This window comes from Pseudomonas sp. HMSC067G02 (assembly GCF_001813485.1).
GTDB lineage: Bacteria > Pseudomonadota > Gammaproteobacteria > Pseudomonadales > Pseudomonadaceae > Pseudomonas > Pseudomonas aeruginosa.
On record NZ_KV812726.1, the window covers coordinates 53,176 to 69,209 of the forward strand.

At 65.5% G+C, this 16,034-nt stretch carries 12 protein-coding genes and 1 pseudogene; 10 read left to right on the forward strand and 3 right to left on the reverse strand.

The annotated features are described in order from the left end of the window. The 6 genes and pseudogenes from dctM to fabY all read left to right on the forward strand — a co-directional run. Positions 1 to 805: pseudogene (gene dctM, locus HMPREF2914_RS27485) on the forward strand (C4-dicarboxylate TRAP transporter large permease protein DctM); the annotation flags it as partial. Positions 806 to 1,600: 795 nt separating this feature from the next. Further along, positions 1,601 to 3,049 carry an arginine-ornithine antiporter gene (gene arcD, locus HMPREF2914_RS27490; protein WP_023092733.1) on the forward strand — a complete coding sequence of 483 codons (1,449 nt, stop codon included), beginning with the start codon at positions 1,601 to 1,603 and terminating at the stop codon, positions 3,047 to 3,049. Positions 3,050 to 3,070: 21 nt separating this feature from the next. Continuing rightward, positions 3,071 to 4,327, forward strand: coding sequence for an arginine deiminase (gene arcA / locus HMPREF2914_RS27495; protein WP_003096196.1), 1,257 nt, complete (start codon positions 3,071 to 3,073; stop codon positions 4,325 to 4,327). Between the two features lie 79 nt (positions 4,328 to 4,406). Further along, positions 4,407 to 5,417 carry an ornithine carbamoyltransferase gene (locus tag HMPREF2914_RS27500; RefSeq protein WP_003096197.1) on the forward strand — a complete coding sequence of 337 codons (1,011 nt, stop codon included), beginning with the start codon at positions 4,407 to 4,409 and terminating at the stop codon, positions 5,415 to 5,417. A 60-nt stretch (positions 5,418 to 5,477) separates the two neighbouring features. Further along, positions 5,478 to 6,410, forward strand: coding sequence for a carbamate kinase (gene arcC, locus HMPREF2914_RS27505; RefSeq protein ID WP_003100033.1), 933 nt, complete (start codon positions 5,478 to 5,480; stop codon positions 6,408 to 6,410). A gap of 452 nt (positions 6,411 to 6,862) precedes the next feature. Then, entirely contained in the window at positions 6,863 to 8,767 is a 1,905-nt protein-coding gene (fabY, locus tag HMPREF2914_RS27510) for a beta-ketoacyl-ACP synthase FabY (RefSeq protein ID WP_023092734.1), read from the forward strand. A gap of 46 nt (positions 8,768 to 8,813) precedes the next feature. On the opposite strand, the gene cysQ is transcribed toward fabY, so the two are convergent. Both cysQ and nudE read right to left on the reverse strand, forming a co-directional pair. Next, positions 8,814 to 9,635, reverse strand: coding sequence for a 3'(2'),5'-bisphosphate nucleotidase CysQ (cysQ, locus tag HMPREF2914_RS27515; RefSeq protein ID WP_003100038.1), 822 nt, complete (start codon positions 9,633 to 9,635; stop codon positions 8,814 to 8,816). After that, positions 9,632 to 10,198 (reverse strand): ADP compounds hydrolase NudE, encoded by a 567-nt coding sequence (nudE, locus tag HMPREF2914_RS27520; RefSeq protein ID WP_023092735.1) that lies wholly within the window; start codon positions 10,196 to 10,198, stop codon positions 9,632 to 9,634. The genes cysQ and nudE overlap by 4 nt, the downstream gene beginning before the upstream one ends. 125 nt (positions 10,199 to 10,323) lie before the next feature. Here nudE and yrfG point away from each other — a divergent pair, with 125 nt between their 5' ends. After that, complete coding sequence (yrfG, locus tag HMPREF2914_RS27525; RefSeq protein ID WP_003096208.1) at positions 10,324 to 10,989, forward strand: GMP/IMP nucleotidase; 666 nt, start codon at positions 10,324 to 10,326, stop codon at positions 10,987 to 10,989. Positions 10,990 to 11,040: 51 nt separating this feature from the next. Here yrfG and lysM read toward each other — a convergent pair whose 3' ends face one another. After that, on the reverse strand, positions 11,041 to 11,478 hold the full coding sequence (lysM, locus tag HMPREF2914_RS27530; RefSeq protein WP_003096210.1) for a peptidoglycan-binding protein LysM: 438 nt from the start codon (positions 11,476 to 11,478) through the stop codon (positions 11,041 to 11,043). 173 nt (positions 11,479 to 11,651) lie between these two features. Between lysM and HMPREF2914_RS27535 the strand changes: the two genes are divergently transcribed. From HMPREF2914_RS27535 to HMPREF2914_RS27545, 3 genes are read left to right on the forward strand one after another with little or no spacing between them, the layout of a single operon-like run. After that, complete coding sequence (locus HMPREF2914_RS27535) at positions 11,652 to 12,572, forward strand: LysR family transcriptional regulator (protein ID WP_003096212.1); 921 nt, start codon at positions 11,652 to 11,654, stop codon at positions 12,570 to 12,572. 58 nt (positions 12,573 to 12,630) lie between these two features. Further along, a complete protein-coding gene (fdhD, locus tag HMPREF2914_RS27540; RefSeq protein ID WP_003135991.1) occupies positions 12,631 to 13,470 on the forward strand; it encodes a formate dehydrogenase accessory sulfurtransferase FdhD in 840 nt (279 codons plus the stop codon). Between the two features lie 7 nt (positions 13,471 to 13,477). After that, positions 13,478 to 15,799 carry an FdhF/YdeP family oxidoreductase gene (locus tag HMPREF2914_RS27545; RefSeq protein ID WP_023092736.1) on the forward strand — a complete coding sequence of 774 codons (2,322 nt, stop codon included), beginning with the start codon at positions 13,478 to 13,480 and terminating at the stop codon, positions 15,797 to 15,799. Positions 15,800 to 16,034: the final 235 nt, after the last annotated feature.

Sequence of the window (16,034 nt, forward strand, 5' to 3'; positions counted from 1 at the left end):
CGCCGCCACCGAGACCTCGGTGGGCAAGCTGTTCATCGCCGGCGTGGTTCCGGGGCTGCTGCTGGGACTGATCCTGATGGTGGTGATCTACATCGTCGCCCGGGTCAAGAAGCTGCCCGCCATGCCAAGGGTCAGTCTGCGCGAATGGCTGGCCAGCGCGCGCAAGGCGCTGTGGGGGCTGCTGCTGATGGTGATCATCCTCGGCGGCATCTATTCCGGCGCCTTCACCCCCACCGAGGCCGCCGCCGTCGCCGCGGTGTACTCGGCCTTCGTCGCACTGTTCGTCTACCGCGACATGCGCCTGAGCGAATGCCCGAAGGTGCTGCTGGAGTCCGGCAAGCTGACCATCATGCTGATGTTCATCATCGCCAACGCCATGCTCTTCGCCCACGTGCTGACCACCGAGCAGATACCGCAGAGCATCGCCAGTTGGGTCACGGAACTGGGACTTTCGCCATGGATGTTCCTGCTGGTGGTGAACATCGTGCTGCTGATCGCCGGCAACTTCATGGAGCCTTCGGCGATCATCCTGATCCTGGCGCCGATCTTCTTCCCCATCGCCATGGAGCTGGGCATCGATCCGATCCACCTCGGCATCATCATGGTGGTGAACATGGAGATCGGCCTGATCACGCCGCCGGTCGGGCTCAACCTGTTCGTCACCTCGGCGGTCACCGGCATGCCGCTGGGCGCGACCATCCGCGCAGCGCTGCCGTGGCTGATGATCCTGCTGGTGTTCCTGATCATCGTGACCTACATCCCGGCGGTATCCCTGGCATTGCCGAACTGGCTGGGGATGAGCTGACGGAACGGTAACGACGGCGGAAAACCCCGCCCTGCGCTCGGGCCTTCGGCAAAAATCCGCTCATGCCGCAGGCCCGTGCCCCGCAGTTGACGGGCCGGGCCACCTGTCGATGGCTGGCACGCCGCTTGCTCAATCGCTCGCAGTGCCCCTGGCACCGGCTTTCGGTTCGCCCAGCGAACCGCGCCCTTCGGCCACGAACCGGATGGCGGCCCCTTCCCCTGTGCCGACGTGCGCCAGCACGCGCGGCGGGTGGGCGGCGATCCCGTCCCCCCAGCGGTCTTCACACCCTGAAGCCCAAATGAAGAGCCCGGCGAACGCCGGGCTTCTTCATTTCTTTCCTTGTGCTTTTTCGTTCTTTGATAAGAGCGGAAAATTATTTTTACTTATAAATAAAAAATACTCCTCTCGAAATACTGCAACACTTCCCTGGAAAGTCGCGGCGGTTTTTCGACGGACCGTCAACAAGCCGGCGACCACCCACCTGAAAGTCAGAATACCGTCTCGCGAAATTCATTGATCGGCATCAACGATCCGGCTTGATCCGCGGGTTATAGCCCGATTTCGAGCAATTTCAAGCTTTCCCCGTAGCGGATGGCAAGTCTTCCCCTAACACATGAAAAAACCGCCCTATTCCGGGCAGGTCTTAGATTCCTCTTCTATCTTTGGCACTCGCGACTTACAGGAATGCGTCATCTAATTACTTTGAGTAGGAAGCTATTGACGTGGATCAGCATTCAACAATAGCCGCTGCCGCCTAATGTCTTCACTCTCAATTCCTATAGGGAGATTCCGAAAATGTCCCAAGAATCCAGCCAAAAACTCCGACTAGGAGCGCTAACGGCTCTGGTTGTCGGCTCGATGATCGGAGGGGGCATCTTCTCCCTCCCGCAAAACATGGCAGCCAGCGCCGATGTCGGCGCCGTCCTGATCGGATGGGCGATCACCGCCGTCGGCATGCTCACCCTCGCTTTCGTCTTCCAGACCCTCGCCAACCGCAAGCCCGAACTCGACGGCGGCGTGTACGCCTACGCCAAGGCCGGCTTCGGCGACTACATGGGTTTCTCCTCGGCCTGGGGCTACTGGATCAGCGCCTGGCTGGGCAACGTCGGCTACTTCGTCCTGTTGTTCAGCACCCTCGGCTACTTCTTCCCGATCTTCGGCAAGGGCGACACCGTCGCGGCGATCGTCTGCGCCTCGGTCCTGCTCTGGGCCCTGCACTTCCTGGTGCTGCGCGGGATCAAGGAGGCGGCGTTCATCAACACCGTCACCACCGTGGCCAAGGTCGTGCCGCTGTTCCTGTTCATCCTGATCTGCCTGTTCGCCTTCAAGCTGGACATCTTCACCGCCGACATCTGGGGCAAGAGCAACCCGGACCTGGGCAGCGTGATGAACCAGGTGCGCAACATGATGCTGGTCACCGTCTGGGTGTTCATCGGCATCGAGGGCGCGAGCATCTTCTCCTCCCGCGCGGAAAAACGTTCCGACGTCGGCAAGGCCACCGTGATCGGCTTCATCACCGTCCTGCTCCTGCTGGTGCTGGTCAACGTGCTGTCCATGGGCGTGATGACCCAGCCGGAACTGGCCAAGCTGCAGAACCCGTCGATGGCGCTGGTACTCGAGCATGTGGTCGGCCACTGGGGCGCCGTGCTGATCAGCGTCGGCCTGCTGATCTCGCTGCTGGGCGCGCTGCTCTCCTGGGTGCTGCTGTGCGCCGAGATCATGTTCGCCGCGGCCAAGGACCACACCATGCCGGAGTTCTTGCGCCGCGAGAACGCCAACCAGGTGCCGGCCAACGCCCTGTGGCTGACCAACATCTGCGTACAGGTGTTCCTGGTGGTGGTGTTCTTCACCTCGGGCGACCCGGACGGCATGGACCCGTACACCAAGATGCTGCTCCTGGCCACCTCGATGATCCTGATCCCGTACTTCTGGTCCGCCGCCTATGGCCTGCTGCTGACCCTGAAGGGCGAGACCTACGAGAACGATGCCCGCGAACGCAGCAAGGATCTGGTCATCGCCGGCATCGCTGTGGTCTACGCGGTCTGGCTGCTCTACGCCGGTGGCCTGAAGTACCTGCTGCTGTCCGCCCTGCTGTATGCGCCCGGCGCGATCCTCTTCGCCAAGGCCAAGCACGAGGTCGGCCAGCCGATCTTCACCGGAATCGAAAAACTGATCTTCGCCGCAGTCGTCATTGGCGCCCTGGTGGCTGCCTACGGCCTCTACGACGGTTTCCTCACCCTCTGATTACTCCACTGGAGACGTGAAATGAGCACGGAAAAAACCAAACTTGGCGTCCACTCCGAAGCCGGCAAACTGCGCAAAGTGATGGTCTGCTCGCCCGGACTCGCCCACCAGCGCCTGACCCCGAGCAACTGCGACGAGTTGCTGTTCGACGACGTGATCTGGGTGAACCAGGCCAAGCGCGACCACTTCGACTTCGTCACCAAGATGCGCGAGCGCGGCATCGACGTCCTCGAGATGCACAACCTGCTGACCGAGACCATCCAGAACCCGGAAGCGCTGAAGTGGATCCTCGATCGCAAGATCACCGCCGACAGCGTCGGCCTGGGCCTGACCAGCGAGCTGCGCTCCTGGCTGGAGAGCCTGGAGCCGCGCAAGCTGGCCGAGTACCTGATCGGCGGCGTCGCCGCTGACGACCTGCCCGCCAGCGAAGGCGCCAACATCCTCAAGATGTACCGCGAGTACCTGGGCCATTCCAGCTTCCTGCTGCCGCCGTTGCCGAACACCCAGTTCACCCGCGACACCACTTGCTGGATCTACGGCGGCGTGACCCTGAACCCGATGTACTGGCCGGCGCGACGACAGGAAACCCTGCTGACCACCGCCATCTACAAGTTCCACCCCGAGTTCGCCAACGCCGAATTCGAGATCTGGTACGGCGACCCGGACAAGGACCACGGCTCCTCGACCCTGGAAGGCGGCGACGTGATGCCGATCGGCAACGGCGTGGTCCTGATCGGCATGGGCGAGCGCTCCTCGCGCCAGGCCATCGGTCAGGTCGCCCAGTCGCTGTTCGCCAAGGGCGCCGCCGAGCGGGTGATCGTCGCCGGCCTGCCGAAGTCCCGCGCCGCGATGCACCTGGACACCGTGTTCAGCTTCTGCGACCGCGACCTGGTCACGGTCTTCCCGGAAGTGGTCAAGGAAATCGTGCCCTTCAGCCTGCGCCCCGATCCGAGCAGCCCCTACGGCATGAGCATCCGTCGCGAGGAGAAAACCTTCCTCGAAGTGGTCGCCGAATCCCTCGGCCTGAAGAAGCTGCGCGTGGTCGAGACCGGCGGCAACAGCTTCGCCGCCGAGCGCGAGCAATGGGACGACGGTAACAACGTGGTCTGCCTGGAGCCGGGCGTGGTGGTCGGCTACGACCGCAACACCTACACCAACACCCTGCTGCGCAAGGCCGGCGTCGAGGTCATCACCATCAGCGCCAGCGAACTGGGTCGCGGTCGCGGCGGCGGCCACTGCATGACCTGCCCGATCGTCCGCGACCCGATCGACTACTGACAGACAACCCTCTCTCGAGCTGAACGGCGGCGTCCCCAGGAGGGGCGCCGCCCACCGACTTCCCACAAGGAGATCAATCATGGCTTTCAACATGCACAACCGTAACCTGCTCAGCCTGATGCACCACAGCACCCGCGAGCTGCGTTACCTGCTCGACCTGTCCCGCGACCTCAAGCGCGCCAAGTACACCGGCACCGAGCAGCAGCACCTGCAACGCAAGAACATCGCCCTGATCTTCGAGAAGACCTCCACCCGCACCCGCTGCGCCTTCGAGGTGGCCGCCTACGACCAGGGCGCCAACGTCACCTACATCGACCCGAACTCCTCGCAGATCGGCCACAAGGAGAGCATGAAGGACACCGCGCGGGTTCTCGGCCGGATGTACGACGCCATCGAGTACCGCGGCTTCAAGCAGGAAATCGTCGAGGAACTCGCGAAGTTCGCCGGCGTTCCGGTGTTCAACGGCCTGACCGACGAATACCACCCGACCCAGATGCTCGCCGACGTGCTGACCATGCGCGAGCACAGCGACAAGCCGCTGCACGACATCAGCTACGCCTACCTGGGCGACGCGCGCAACAACATGGGTAACTCCCTGCTGCTGATCGGCGCCAAGCTCGGCATGGACGTACGCATCGCCGCGCCGAAGGCGCTCTGGCCGCACGACGAGTTCGTCGCCCAGTGCAAGAAGTTCGCCGAGGAAAGCGGCGCCAAGCTGACCCTCACCGAGGATCCGAAGGAAGCCGTGAAGGGCGTGGACTTCGTCCACACCGACGTCTGGGTATCGATGGGCGAGCCGGTGGAAGCCTGGGGCGAGCGGATCAAGGAACTGCTGCCCTACCAGGTCAACATGGAGATCATGAAGGCCACCGGCAACCCGCGGGCCAAGTTCATGCACTGCCTGCCGGCGTTCCACAACAGCGAGACCAAGGTCGGCAAGCAGATCGCCGAGCAGTATCCGAACCTGGCCAACGGCATCGAGGTGACCGAGGACGTCTTCGAGTCGCCCTACAACATCGCCTTCGAGCAGGCCGAGAACCGCATGCATACCATCAAGGCGATCCTCGTCTCGACCCTCGCCGACATCTGACCGCGCTCCTGCGCCCCGGCCCACGCGGCCGGGCGCAGCCGCCTTCCGGAGGTAACCGATATGCGTATCGTCGTCGCATTGGGCGGTAATGCCCTGCTACGCCGTGGCGAACCCATGACCGCGGACAACCAGCGGGAAAACGTGCGGATCGCCGCCGAACAGATCGCCAAGGTGGCGCCCGGCAACGAGCTGGTGATCGCCCACGGCAACGGCCCCCAGGTCGGCCTGCTGGCCCTCCAGGGTGCCGCCTACGACAAGGTCTCGCCCTACCCGCTGGACGTCCTCGGCGCGGAAACCGAGGGCATGATCGGCTACATGATCGAACAGGAAATGGGCAACCTGCTGCCGTTCGAAGTGCCGTTCGCCACCATCCTCACCCAGGTCGAGGTGGACGGTAAGGATCCGGCGTTCCAGAACCCGACCAAGCCGATCGGCCCGGTCTACTCCAGGGAAGAAGCCGAGCGCCTGGCCGCCGAGAAGGGCTGGAGCATCGCCCCGGACGGCGACAAGTTCCGCCGCGTGGTGCCCAGCCCGCGGCCGAAGCGGATCTTCGAGATCCGCCCGGTGAAGTGGCTGCTGGAGAAAGGCACCATCGTCATCTGCGCTGGCGGCGGCGGTATCCCGACCATGTACGACGAGGCCGGGAAGAAGCTCAGCGGCGTCGAGGCGGTGATCGACAAGGACCTCTGCTCCTCGCTGCTGGCCCAGGAGCTGGTGGCCGACATCCTGATCATCGCCACCGACGTCGACGCGGCCTACGTCGACTGGGGCAAGCCGACCCAGAAGGCCATCGCCCAGGCCCACCCGGACGAACTGGAGCGCCTCGGCTTCGCCGCCGGCTCCATGGGTCCGAAGGTCCAGGCCGCCATCGAGTTCGCCCGCGCCACCGGCAAGGACGCGGTGATCGGTTCGCTCGCGGACATCGTCGCGATCACCGAGGGCAAGGCGGGAACACGGGTCAGCACACGCAAGGCGGGCATCGAGTACCGCTGATACACCACCCCCAGGGCCGCTTCGCGGCCCTTCTTCATTCTCCTCTGCCGGCATCGGGCGAAGGGCGGATAGCGCCACGCGTCATCCGCCGCCTCCGTGGACGCCCCGGCGCCACGCCTCTGCGCGCGGACTTTCAAGCAAGTCCCGCAACACTCGCCTACGCCCCACCTCTGCCAACAGCCCGGCCATGGGCGTCAATCCCCCCACGGCAGACCGCCAGCACTTGTGGAAAGCCCACGCAACGCGGTATTCAGTAGGAAAATACGTGACTCGATAGTCATGATTCACGTCAGCATAGTCACCCTGATCATTTCAACGGCCACTGGCTCGTGCCCGGGTCCGTGAAGCTCGCCTCGCCGACGGGAAAGGCCGCCATCGCCGCCACGCGCTTCCCGCTCCGGACCAGGCAGCAGCCCGGCACGCGAACGACTATTCGAAGGAGTTTCTGAGTGATGTCTCGACTACCGGTCATTGTTGGTTTCGGTGGCTACAACGCAGCAGGCCGTAGTTCCTTCCACCACGGCTTCCGTCGCATGGTCATCGAATCGATGGACCCGCAGGCGCGCCAGGAAACCCTAGCCGGCCTGGCGGTCATGATGAAACTGGTCAAGGCCGAAGGCGGCCGCTACCTGGCCGAAGACGGCACGCCGCTGTCCCCGGAGGACATCGAGCGGCGCTACGCCGAACGCATCTTCGCTTCTACCCTGGTGCGACGCATCGAACCGCAGTACCTCGACCCGGATGCAGTCCACTGGCACAAGGTCCTCGAGCTGTCCCCTGCCGAAGGCCAGGCGCTGACCTTCAAGGCCTCGCCCAAGCAACTGCCCGAGCCGCTGCCGGCCAACTGGTCGATCGCTCCCGCGGAGGATGGCGAGGTACTGGTGAGCATCCACGAGCGCTGCGAGTTCAAGGTCGACAGCTACCGTGCGCTGACGGTGAAGTCCGCTGGCCAGCTGCCCACCGGTTTCGAACCGGGCGAGCTGTACAACTCGCGCTTCCACCCGCGCGGCCTGCAGATGTCGGTGGTCGCCGCGACCGACGCGATCCGCTCCACCGGCATCGACTGGAAGACCATCGTCGACAACGTCCAGCCCGACGAGATCGCGGTGTTCTCCGGCAGCATCATGAGCCAGCTCGACGACAACGGTTTCGGCGGCCTGATGCAATCCCGCCTGAAGGGCCACCGGGTCTCGGCCAAGCAACTGCCGCTGGGCTTCAACAGCATGCCCACCGATTTCATCAATGCCTACGTGCTCGGCAGCGTCGGCATGACCGGCAGCATCACAGGCGCCTGCGCCACCTTCCTCTACAACCTGCAGAAGGGTATCGACGTCATCACCAGCGGCCAGGCCCGGGTGGTCATCGTCGGCAACAGCGAGGCGCCGATCCTGCCGGAGTGCATCGAGGGCTACAGCGCCATGGGCGCACTGGCCACCGAAGAAGGCCTGCGCCTGATAGAAGGCCGCGACGACGTGGACTTCCGCCGCGCCAGCCGGCCGTTCGGCGAGAACTGCGGCTTCACCCTGGCCGAGTCCAGCCAATACGTAGTGCTGATGGACGACGAACTGGCCCTGCGCCTGGGCGCGGATATCCACGGCGCGGTAACCGACGTGTTCATCAACGCCGACGGTTTCAAGAAGTCCATCTCCGCCCCCGGCCCGGGCAACTACCTGACGGTAGCCAAGGCGGTGGCCAGCGCGGTGCAGATCGTCGGCCTGGACACCGTGCGCCACGCCAGCTTCGTCCACGCCCACGGCTCCAGCACGCCGGCCAACCGGGTCACCGAATCGGAAATCCTCGACCGCGTGGCCAGCGCCTTCGGCATCGACGGCTGGCCGGTCACCGCGGTGAAGGCCTACGTCGGCCACTCCCTGGCCACCGCCAGCGCCGATCAACTGATTTCCGCCCTGGGCACGTTCAAGTACGGCATCCTCCCTGGGATCAAGACCATCGACAAAGTCGCCGACGACGTCCACCAGCAGCGCCTGAGCATCTCCAATCGCGACATGCGCCAGGACAAGCCGCTGGAGGTGTGCTTCGTCAACTCCAAGGGCTTCGGCGGCAACAACGCCAGCGGCGTGGTGCTGTCGCCGCGAATCGCCGAGAAGATGCTGCGCAAGCGCCATGGCCAAGCGGCCTTCGCCGCCTACGTCGAGAAGCGCGAGCAGACCCGCGCCGCCGCCCGCGCCTACGACCAGCGCGCGCTGCAGGGCGACCTGGAGATCATCTACAACTTCGGCCAGGACCTGATCGACGAGCACGCCATCGAGGTCAGCGCCGAACAGGTGACGGTGCCCGGCTTCAGCCAGCCGCTGGTATACAAGAAGGACGCGCGTTTCAGCGACATGCTCGACTGAGCGCCGCCACAACGGCAAAGGCCCGGCTAGACCGGGCCTTTTCGTTTCAGTGCAGCGCGCGCGCCAGTTGGATCAGCTCGCTGCGCCACTCGGCAGCGCGCGGCAGGGCCAGGAAGGAGCCGTTGAGGTAGTCCTCGCGCGGCTCGTAGGTGAATGGCGCGCCATGCAGGTCGAGCACCTCGCCGCCGGCGCCCTCCAGCACACCCTGGGCGGCGGCCGTGTCCCATTGCGAGGTTGGCGTCAGGCGCGGATAGCAGTCGGCAGCGCCCTCGGCCAGCAGGCAGAACTTCAGCGAACTGCCGATGCTGGCTCGCCGCAGGTCGCCGAAGCGCTCGCTCAAGCCATCCAGCAGGCGCTCCTGGGCCGGGCTGCCATGGCGCTTGCTGGCCACCACGGTGAAGGCCTCCTCGGGCTCCAGGCGCACACTGATCGGTTGCGCGCGGCCATCGGCCTCCTCGCGCCAGGCACCGAGACCGGCGCCACCGTAGTAGCAGCGGCCGCTCACCGGCACGCCGACCAGGCCGAACAGCACCCGGCCATCCTCGACCAGGGCCACGTTGACGGTGAACTCCTCGCTACCGGAGATGAACTCCTTGGTGCCGTCCAGCGGGTCCACCAGCCACCAGCGCCGCCAGTGGCCGCGCTCGCTCAGCGGTATCTCGCAATCCTCTTCGGAAAGCACCGGAATGTCCGGCGCCAGCGCCCGCAACCCCGCCTCCAATATATGGTGCGCGGCGAGGTCGGCGGCAGTCACCGGCGATTCGTCGGCCTTCGAGCGCACCGCCACGTCGGCGCGCCAGTGCGGCAGGATCGCCTCGCCGGCGCGCCGCACCAGCGCCACCAATTCGCCCCAGGGCACCGGCCTCATGCCTGGTATTCGCCGCGCTGGGTGAGCAGGTCGCGCACCAGGTACAGCGCGGCCAGGGCGCGGCCTTCGCTGAACTGGGCGTGCTGGGCCAGGCTCGAGAGTTCGCGCAGGCTGATGCGATCGACGCCCATCGGCTCCGGCTCGTCGCCCGGCAGGCGCTCCTCGTAGAGGTCGCGCGCCAGCACCACCTGGATGCGCTGGCTCATGTAGCCCGGCGACAGCGACAGTTCGGTGATGTGCTCCAGTTTCCGGGCCCCGTAGCCCGCTTCCTCCTTGAGTTCGCGGTTGGCCGCCGCGAGGATGTCCTCGCCCGGCTCGACCAGGCCCTTGGGCAACGACAACTGGTATTCGTCGACCCCGGCGCAATATTCCTCCACCAGCACCGCGTGCTCGGCATCGAGCATGGCCACCACCATCACCGCACCGTAGCCCTGGCCCTTGCCGACCAGACGCTCGTAGGTGCGCTCGACGCCATTGCTGAAGCGCAGTTGCAACTCCTCGACAGCGAACAGTCGGCTCTTCGCGACGATCTCGCTGGCGAGTACGGTGGGTTTCTGACGCATGTGGATAACTCCTTGGCGAAGCCGGCGGGTTATCATACCCCGGCTTTTCCGATTATCCCTGTCGGAGATTGATGGGAAGCGACAGATTTCCGCATCGATCGCGACGAACCGCGACAAGAGCCGCCATGCCCACCCTGCCCTGGTCCGCCATCGACACCGTGCTGCTCGACATGGACGGCACCCTGCTCGACCTGCACTTCGACAACCACTTCTGGCTGGAACACCTGCCCCAGCGCTATGCCGAACGCAACGGCCTGAGTCGCGCCGAAGCCGACGCCGTGCTCGAGCCGCTGTTCCGCGAACACGCCGGCCAGCTCAACTGGTACTGCCTGGATTTCTGGAGCCGGGAACTGGACCTGTCGATCCGCGAACTCAAGCACGAGGTGGCGCACCTGATCTCGCTGCGTCCGCACGCCGATACCTTCCTCGCCGCCCTGCGCCGGGCCGGCAAGCGCGTGGCGCTGATCACCAACGCGCACCGCGACTCGCTGTCGCTGAAGCTGGAACGGATCGAACTGGCGCCCTATTTCGACCGACTGATCAGCTCCCACGACTACGGCTACCCGAAGGAGGACGCGCGCTTCTGGAGCGCCCTGCAAGCCGATTTCGGCTTCGACCCACAGCGCAGCCTGTTCATCGACGACAGCCTGCCGATCCTGCGCAGCGCCCGCGCCTATGGTGTCGCCCACCTGTTGGCGGTACGCCACCCAGACAGCCGTGGCCAGGTCCGGGACACCGAGGAGTTCGCTGCCCAGGAGGACTACCGGCGGCTGCTCGAAGGACTGCCGTAGCCGCGGAAACGAAAACCCCGCCACGCGGGCGGGGTTGGCGAAACGCCGGGATCACTCGGGAATGCGCAGGACCTGGCCGGGGTAGATCTTGTCCGGATGGCTGAGCATCGGCTTGTTGGCCTCGAAGATCTTCATGTAGGCGTTGGCATTGCCGTATTCGGCCTTGGCGATGGCGCTCAGGGTGTCGCCTTTCTTCACGGTGACGAAGCGCGCCTCCGGAGCGGCCTGGGCCACGGTGATCTTGTCTTCCACCGAGGAGACGCCGGCGACGTTGCCCAGCGCCAGCAGGATCTTCTCTTTCTCCTCCTGGCTGGCCACCTCGCCCGAGGCGATGACCTTGTCGCCTTCCACCGAAACCTGGATGTTCGGGTTGCCCAGGCCGACCTTGGCGACGTGCTCCTTCAGCGACTCGGCCGCCTGTGCCTCATGCCCCGTCAGCGTATCCCACAGCTTTTCACCGGCTTCCTTCACGAACGCGAAAATACCCATCTTTGGTTCTCCCTTTACGGTTACGGTTGCAAGCGGCCGGCGCAATCCCGATCCGCGACTAGCCAAGTCTAGACTGCAAAAACCGGCGAAATATCCCTAGCCTCCTTCGCCACCCCATAACACTGCGCCCATTCGCGTTAAGATTCGGCGACCCCCCCGCCACGGAAGCGCCGATGGACATCAAGCAACTGAAATTCCTCTGCGCCCTCGACGAAACCCGCCACTTCGGCCAGGCCGCCGCACGCTGCCACGTCACCCAGCCGACCCTGTCCATGCGCCTGCGCAGCCTGGAGGAAGAACTCGGCCTGGAACTGGTGCGACGCAGCCAGCGCTTCGAAGGCTTCACCGAGGCCGGCGAGCGCGTACTGGCCTGGGCACGCAGCCTGCTGGCGGCCCAGGAAGGGCTGTACGCGGAAGCCGCCGCCTGCCGCGGGCAACTGGTCGGGACCTTGCGCCTGGGTGTGGTGCCGCTGGCCAGCTTCGACCCGATGCGCCTGGTCCAGCACATGGCCGGGCGCCACCCGGAGTTGCGTTTCCAGCTCTATTCCCTGAGTTCGGAACAGGTACTCGAAGGCCTGGCGCGCAACCAGTTCGATCTCGGCGTCTCTTATCTGGACCGTCTGGACCGCAGCCATTTCGAGGGCATCGAACTGGCGGAGACCCGCATGGGCCTGCTCCATCACCCCAGCCATTTCCCGCTCGACGCCGCGCTGCTGAACTGGGATGCGCTGGCTGGCCTGCCGCTGGGCCTGCTCTCGGCGGGCATGCACTTCCGCCAATCCATCGACCACAACTTCCGCAGCCGCGGGCTGAGCCCCATCGCGCGCCTGGAAACCGACTCGGTGCAGCAACTGCTGCAGGCGGTGCAGCGTGGCTTGTGCTGCGCGATCATGCCGTTGGGCAGCGAAGTCGACGACGAGTTGCGCCTGGTCCCCATCGAGGACGCCCATACCCTGGCAGCGCTCGGCCTGATCATTCGCAGCGGACAGCCGCGCTCGGCGCTGGCCGAAGCCTGCTTCGAGGAGGCCCGGACCTGGCTGGCGCCCGCCGGCTTGATAGACCCTGTCGATCAGGGTATCGGCACAACCGATTAGACGCCGCTCCGCGACAGGCCTAGGCTGGCTCCACACCTAGAATGATAGGGCCCAGCCCATGCCTTGCCAGCCTGCATGCCCGGTATCCGCCGATACCTGGGCGCCTTCCGCCGTTCCCGACGTTTACCGCTACGCCGACCTGCACCTGCCGCAGCAGATCGGCCAGGCCTCCCTTGCCGCCGAGTGCGCCCTGGCGATCAGTTACAACGGACTGAACCAGGCGGTGATGATGGCCTCGCCCGAGGACATCGAGGATTTCGTCCGCGGCTTCAGCCTCAGCAGTGGCTTCGTACAGGCCATCGACGAAATCTATGAAATCCGCGTCAGCGGCCAGGGCGAATCCCTCCACGCCGAGGTCGAGATCAGCAGCCGCGCATTCTGGAACCTCAAGCGCCAGCGCCGGCAACTGGCCGGCACGTCAGGCTGCGGCCTGTGCGGCGTCGAAGCCCTGGAGCAGGCGCTGCCGCAACTGCCGGAGCGGTCGTCGCAGGCGCTGCCTCCCGCCGCCCATCTCGGCGCCCTGCGCCAGCGTATCGAGCAGGCCCAGCGACTGGCGCGCCATAGCGGCGCCCTGCATGCCGCGCTGTATTTCGACGGGCATGGCGAGCTGCGCCTGTGTCGCGAGGACATCGGCCGCCACAACGCCCTCGACAAGCTGATCGGCGCCCTGCATGGACAGGGACTGGATGCTGCGCAGGGCTTCGCCGTGGTCACCAGCCGCTGCAGCCTGGAGCTTATCCACAAGGCCGTACGCGCCGGGATCGGCACCCTGGTCAGCCTCTCCGCGCCAACCGCCCTGACCGTGCAATGGGCGCGCCGCCACCAGCTGAACCTGATCCACCAGCCCCATCACAGTGCCCCGCGGGTCTACAGCCCGGCGCCGGCCGCAACCGAGTGAGTCCGTCATGAGCCTGCAACCTCTCCAACCCCGCTACAAGCCCTACGCCGGTGCCGCCGCCGGCTGGGGCGCGCTGCGCAGCGTGGCGCACTTCTGGCTGGACAGCAAACAGCCGTTCAAGAACCTCCGCGCCCTGCTCAAGACCAACCAGAACGGCGGTTTCGACTGCCCCGGCTGCGCCTGGGGCGACTCGCCGGAAGACGGCCGGGTGAAGTTCTGCGAGAACGGTGCCAAGGCAGTCAACTGGGAAGCCACCAAGCGCCGCGTCGACACGGCGTTCTTCGCCCGTTACAGCGTCAGCGCCCTGCGCGAACAGAGCGACTACTGGCTGGAATACCAGGGCCGCCTCACCGGACCGATGCGCTACGACCCGCTCAGCGACCACTACCAGCCGATCACCTGGGACGCCGCCTTCGCCCTGGTCGCCGAGCACCTGCGACGCCTGGATAGCCCCGACCAGGCGGAGTTCTATACCTCCGGGCGGGCCAGCAACGAGGCGGCCTACCTCTACCAGTTGTTCGTCCGCGCGTTCGGCACCAACAACTTCCCCGACTGCTCGAACATGTGCCACGAGGCCAGCGGCGTGGCACTGGGCCGCAGCGTCGGGGTCGGCAAGGGCAGCGTGACCTTCGACGACTTCGAACACGCCGACGCGATCTTCATCCTTGGGCAGAACCCCGGCACCAACCACCCGCGCATGCTCGAGCCGCTGCGCGAAGCAGTGAAGCGCGGCGCCCAGGTGGTCTGCTTCAACCCTCTCAAGGAGCGCGGCCTGGAGCGCTTCCAGCATCCGCAGAATGCGCTGGAAATGCTGACCAACGGGTCCTCGCCGCTGAACACCGCGTTCTTCCGTCCGGCACTGGGCGGCGACATGGCGGCGATCCGCGGGATCGCCAAGTTCCTCCTCGCCTGGGAGCGCGACGCCCAGGCCGAGGGCGGCGAGCCGGTATTCGACCACGCCTTCATCGCCGAGCACACCGACGGCCTCGAGGCCTACCTGGCCGAACTGGATGCCACCCCCTGGGAACACCTGGAGCGCCAGTCCGGGCTGAGCCTGGCGGAAATCGAGCAGGCTGCGCGGATGTACCGGCGGGCGAACAGGGTCATCGTCTGCTGGGCGATGGGCATCACCCAGCACCATCATTCGGTGGCGATCATCCAGGAAATCGTCAACCTGCAACTCCTGCGCGGCAACCTGGGCCGCCCGGGCGCCGGTCTCTGCCCGGTCCGCGGCCACAGCAACGTGCAGGGCGACCGCACCATGGGCATCAACGAGCGGCCGCCGGCGGCGCTGCTCGACGCACTGGAACGGCGCTTCGGCTTCGAAGTGCCACGCCACAACGGGCACAACGCCGTCGAGGCGATCGCCGCGATGCTCGCCGGCAAGTCGAAGGTCTTCATCGGCCTGGGCGGCAATTTCGCCCAGGCCACCCCGGACAGTCTGCGCACCCACGCCGCCCTGGCGTCATGCGACCTGACCGTGCACATCAGCACCAAGCTCAACCGCAGCCACCTGACCACCGGCCGCGACGCACTGATCCTGCCCTGCCTGGGGCGCACCGACATCGACCGCCAGGCCGAAGGCCCGCAGGCGGTCACGGTGGAAGACTCGTTCAGCATGATCCACGCGTCCTACGGGCAACTGGAGCCGCTCTCGCAGCAGATGCGTTCGGAGCCGGCGATCATCGCCGGCATCGCCAAGGCAACCCTGGGCAACCATCCGGTGGACTGGGACGCGCTGATCGCCAACTACGAGCGCATCCGCGAGCTGATCGCCGACACCATCCCCGGTTTCGCCGACTTCAACCGCCGCGTCCGGCATCCCGGCGGCTTCTACCTCGGCAACGCCGCCGGAGAACGGCGCTGGAACACCGCCAGCGGCAAGGCCAACTTCGTCGCCAACCCGCTGCCCCGCGACCTGTTGCCGGCACAGGTGCGCGACAGTGGCCTCGAACCCGACCTGATCCTGCAGACCCTGCGCTCCCATGACCAGTACAACACCACCATCTACGGCCTGGACGATCGCTATCGCGGAGTGAAGGGCCAGCGCGAAGTGGTATTCGCCAACGAGGCGGATATCCGCCGCCTGGGCTACCAGCCGGGCGACAAGGTCGACCTGATCTCGCTGTGGAGCGATGGCATCGAACGCCGGGTACGCCGCTTCACCCTGCTCGCCTTCGACATCCCGGCCGGCCAGGCAGCCGCCTACTACCCGGAAACCAATCCCCTGGTGCCGCTGGAGAGCGTCGGCGTCGGCAGCCATACGCCGACTTCGAAGTTCATCGCGGTACGCCTGGAAAAGGCCACGGGCGACGGGCGCATTATCTGAAGCCCACGAAAAACGCCGCCTCCTGCAACAGGAGGCGGCGTCTTAAGGAAAAAGTCGATGAAAGGCCTTGAAGGCAGGCCGCTCGTCGGCGTTAGAATGGCCAGCATCCCGCCAGCAAAAATACCGATTTCGACCCTGAAATCGCGTTTCGCATTCGGTTTAAGACCGCCTCCGCCGAAGAAAGTTCCCCATAAAAAACAAGCACTTGGAATATTTCGAGTTTGTTCTACCAATC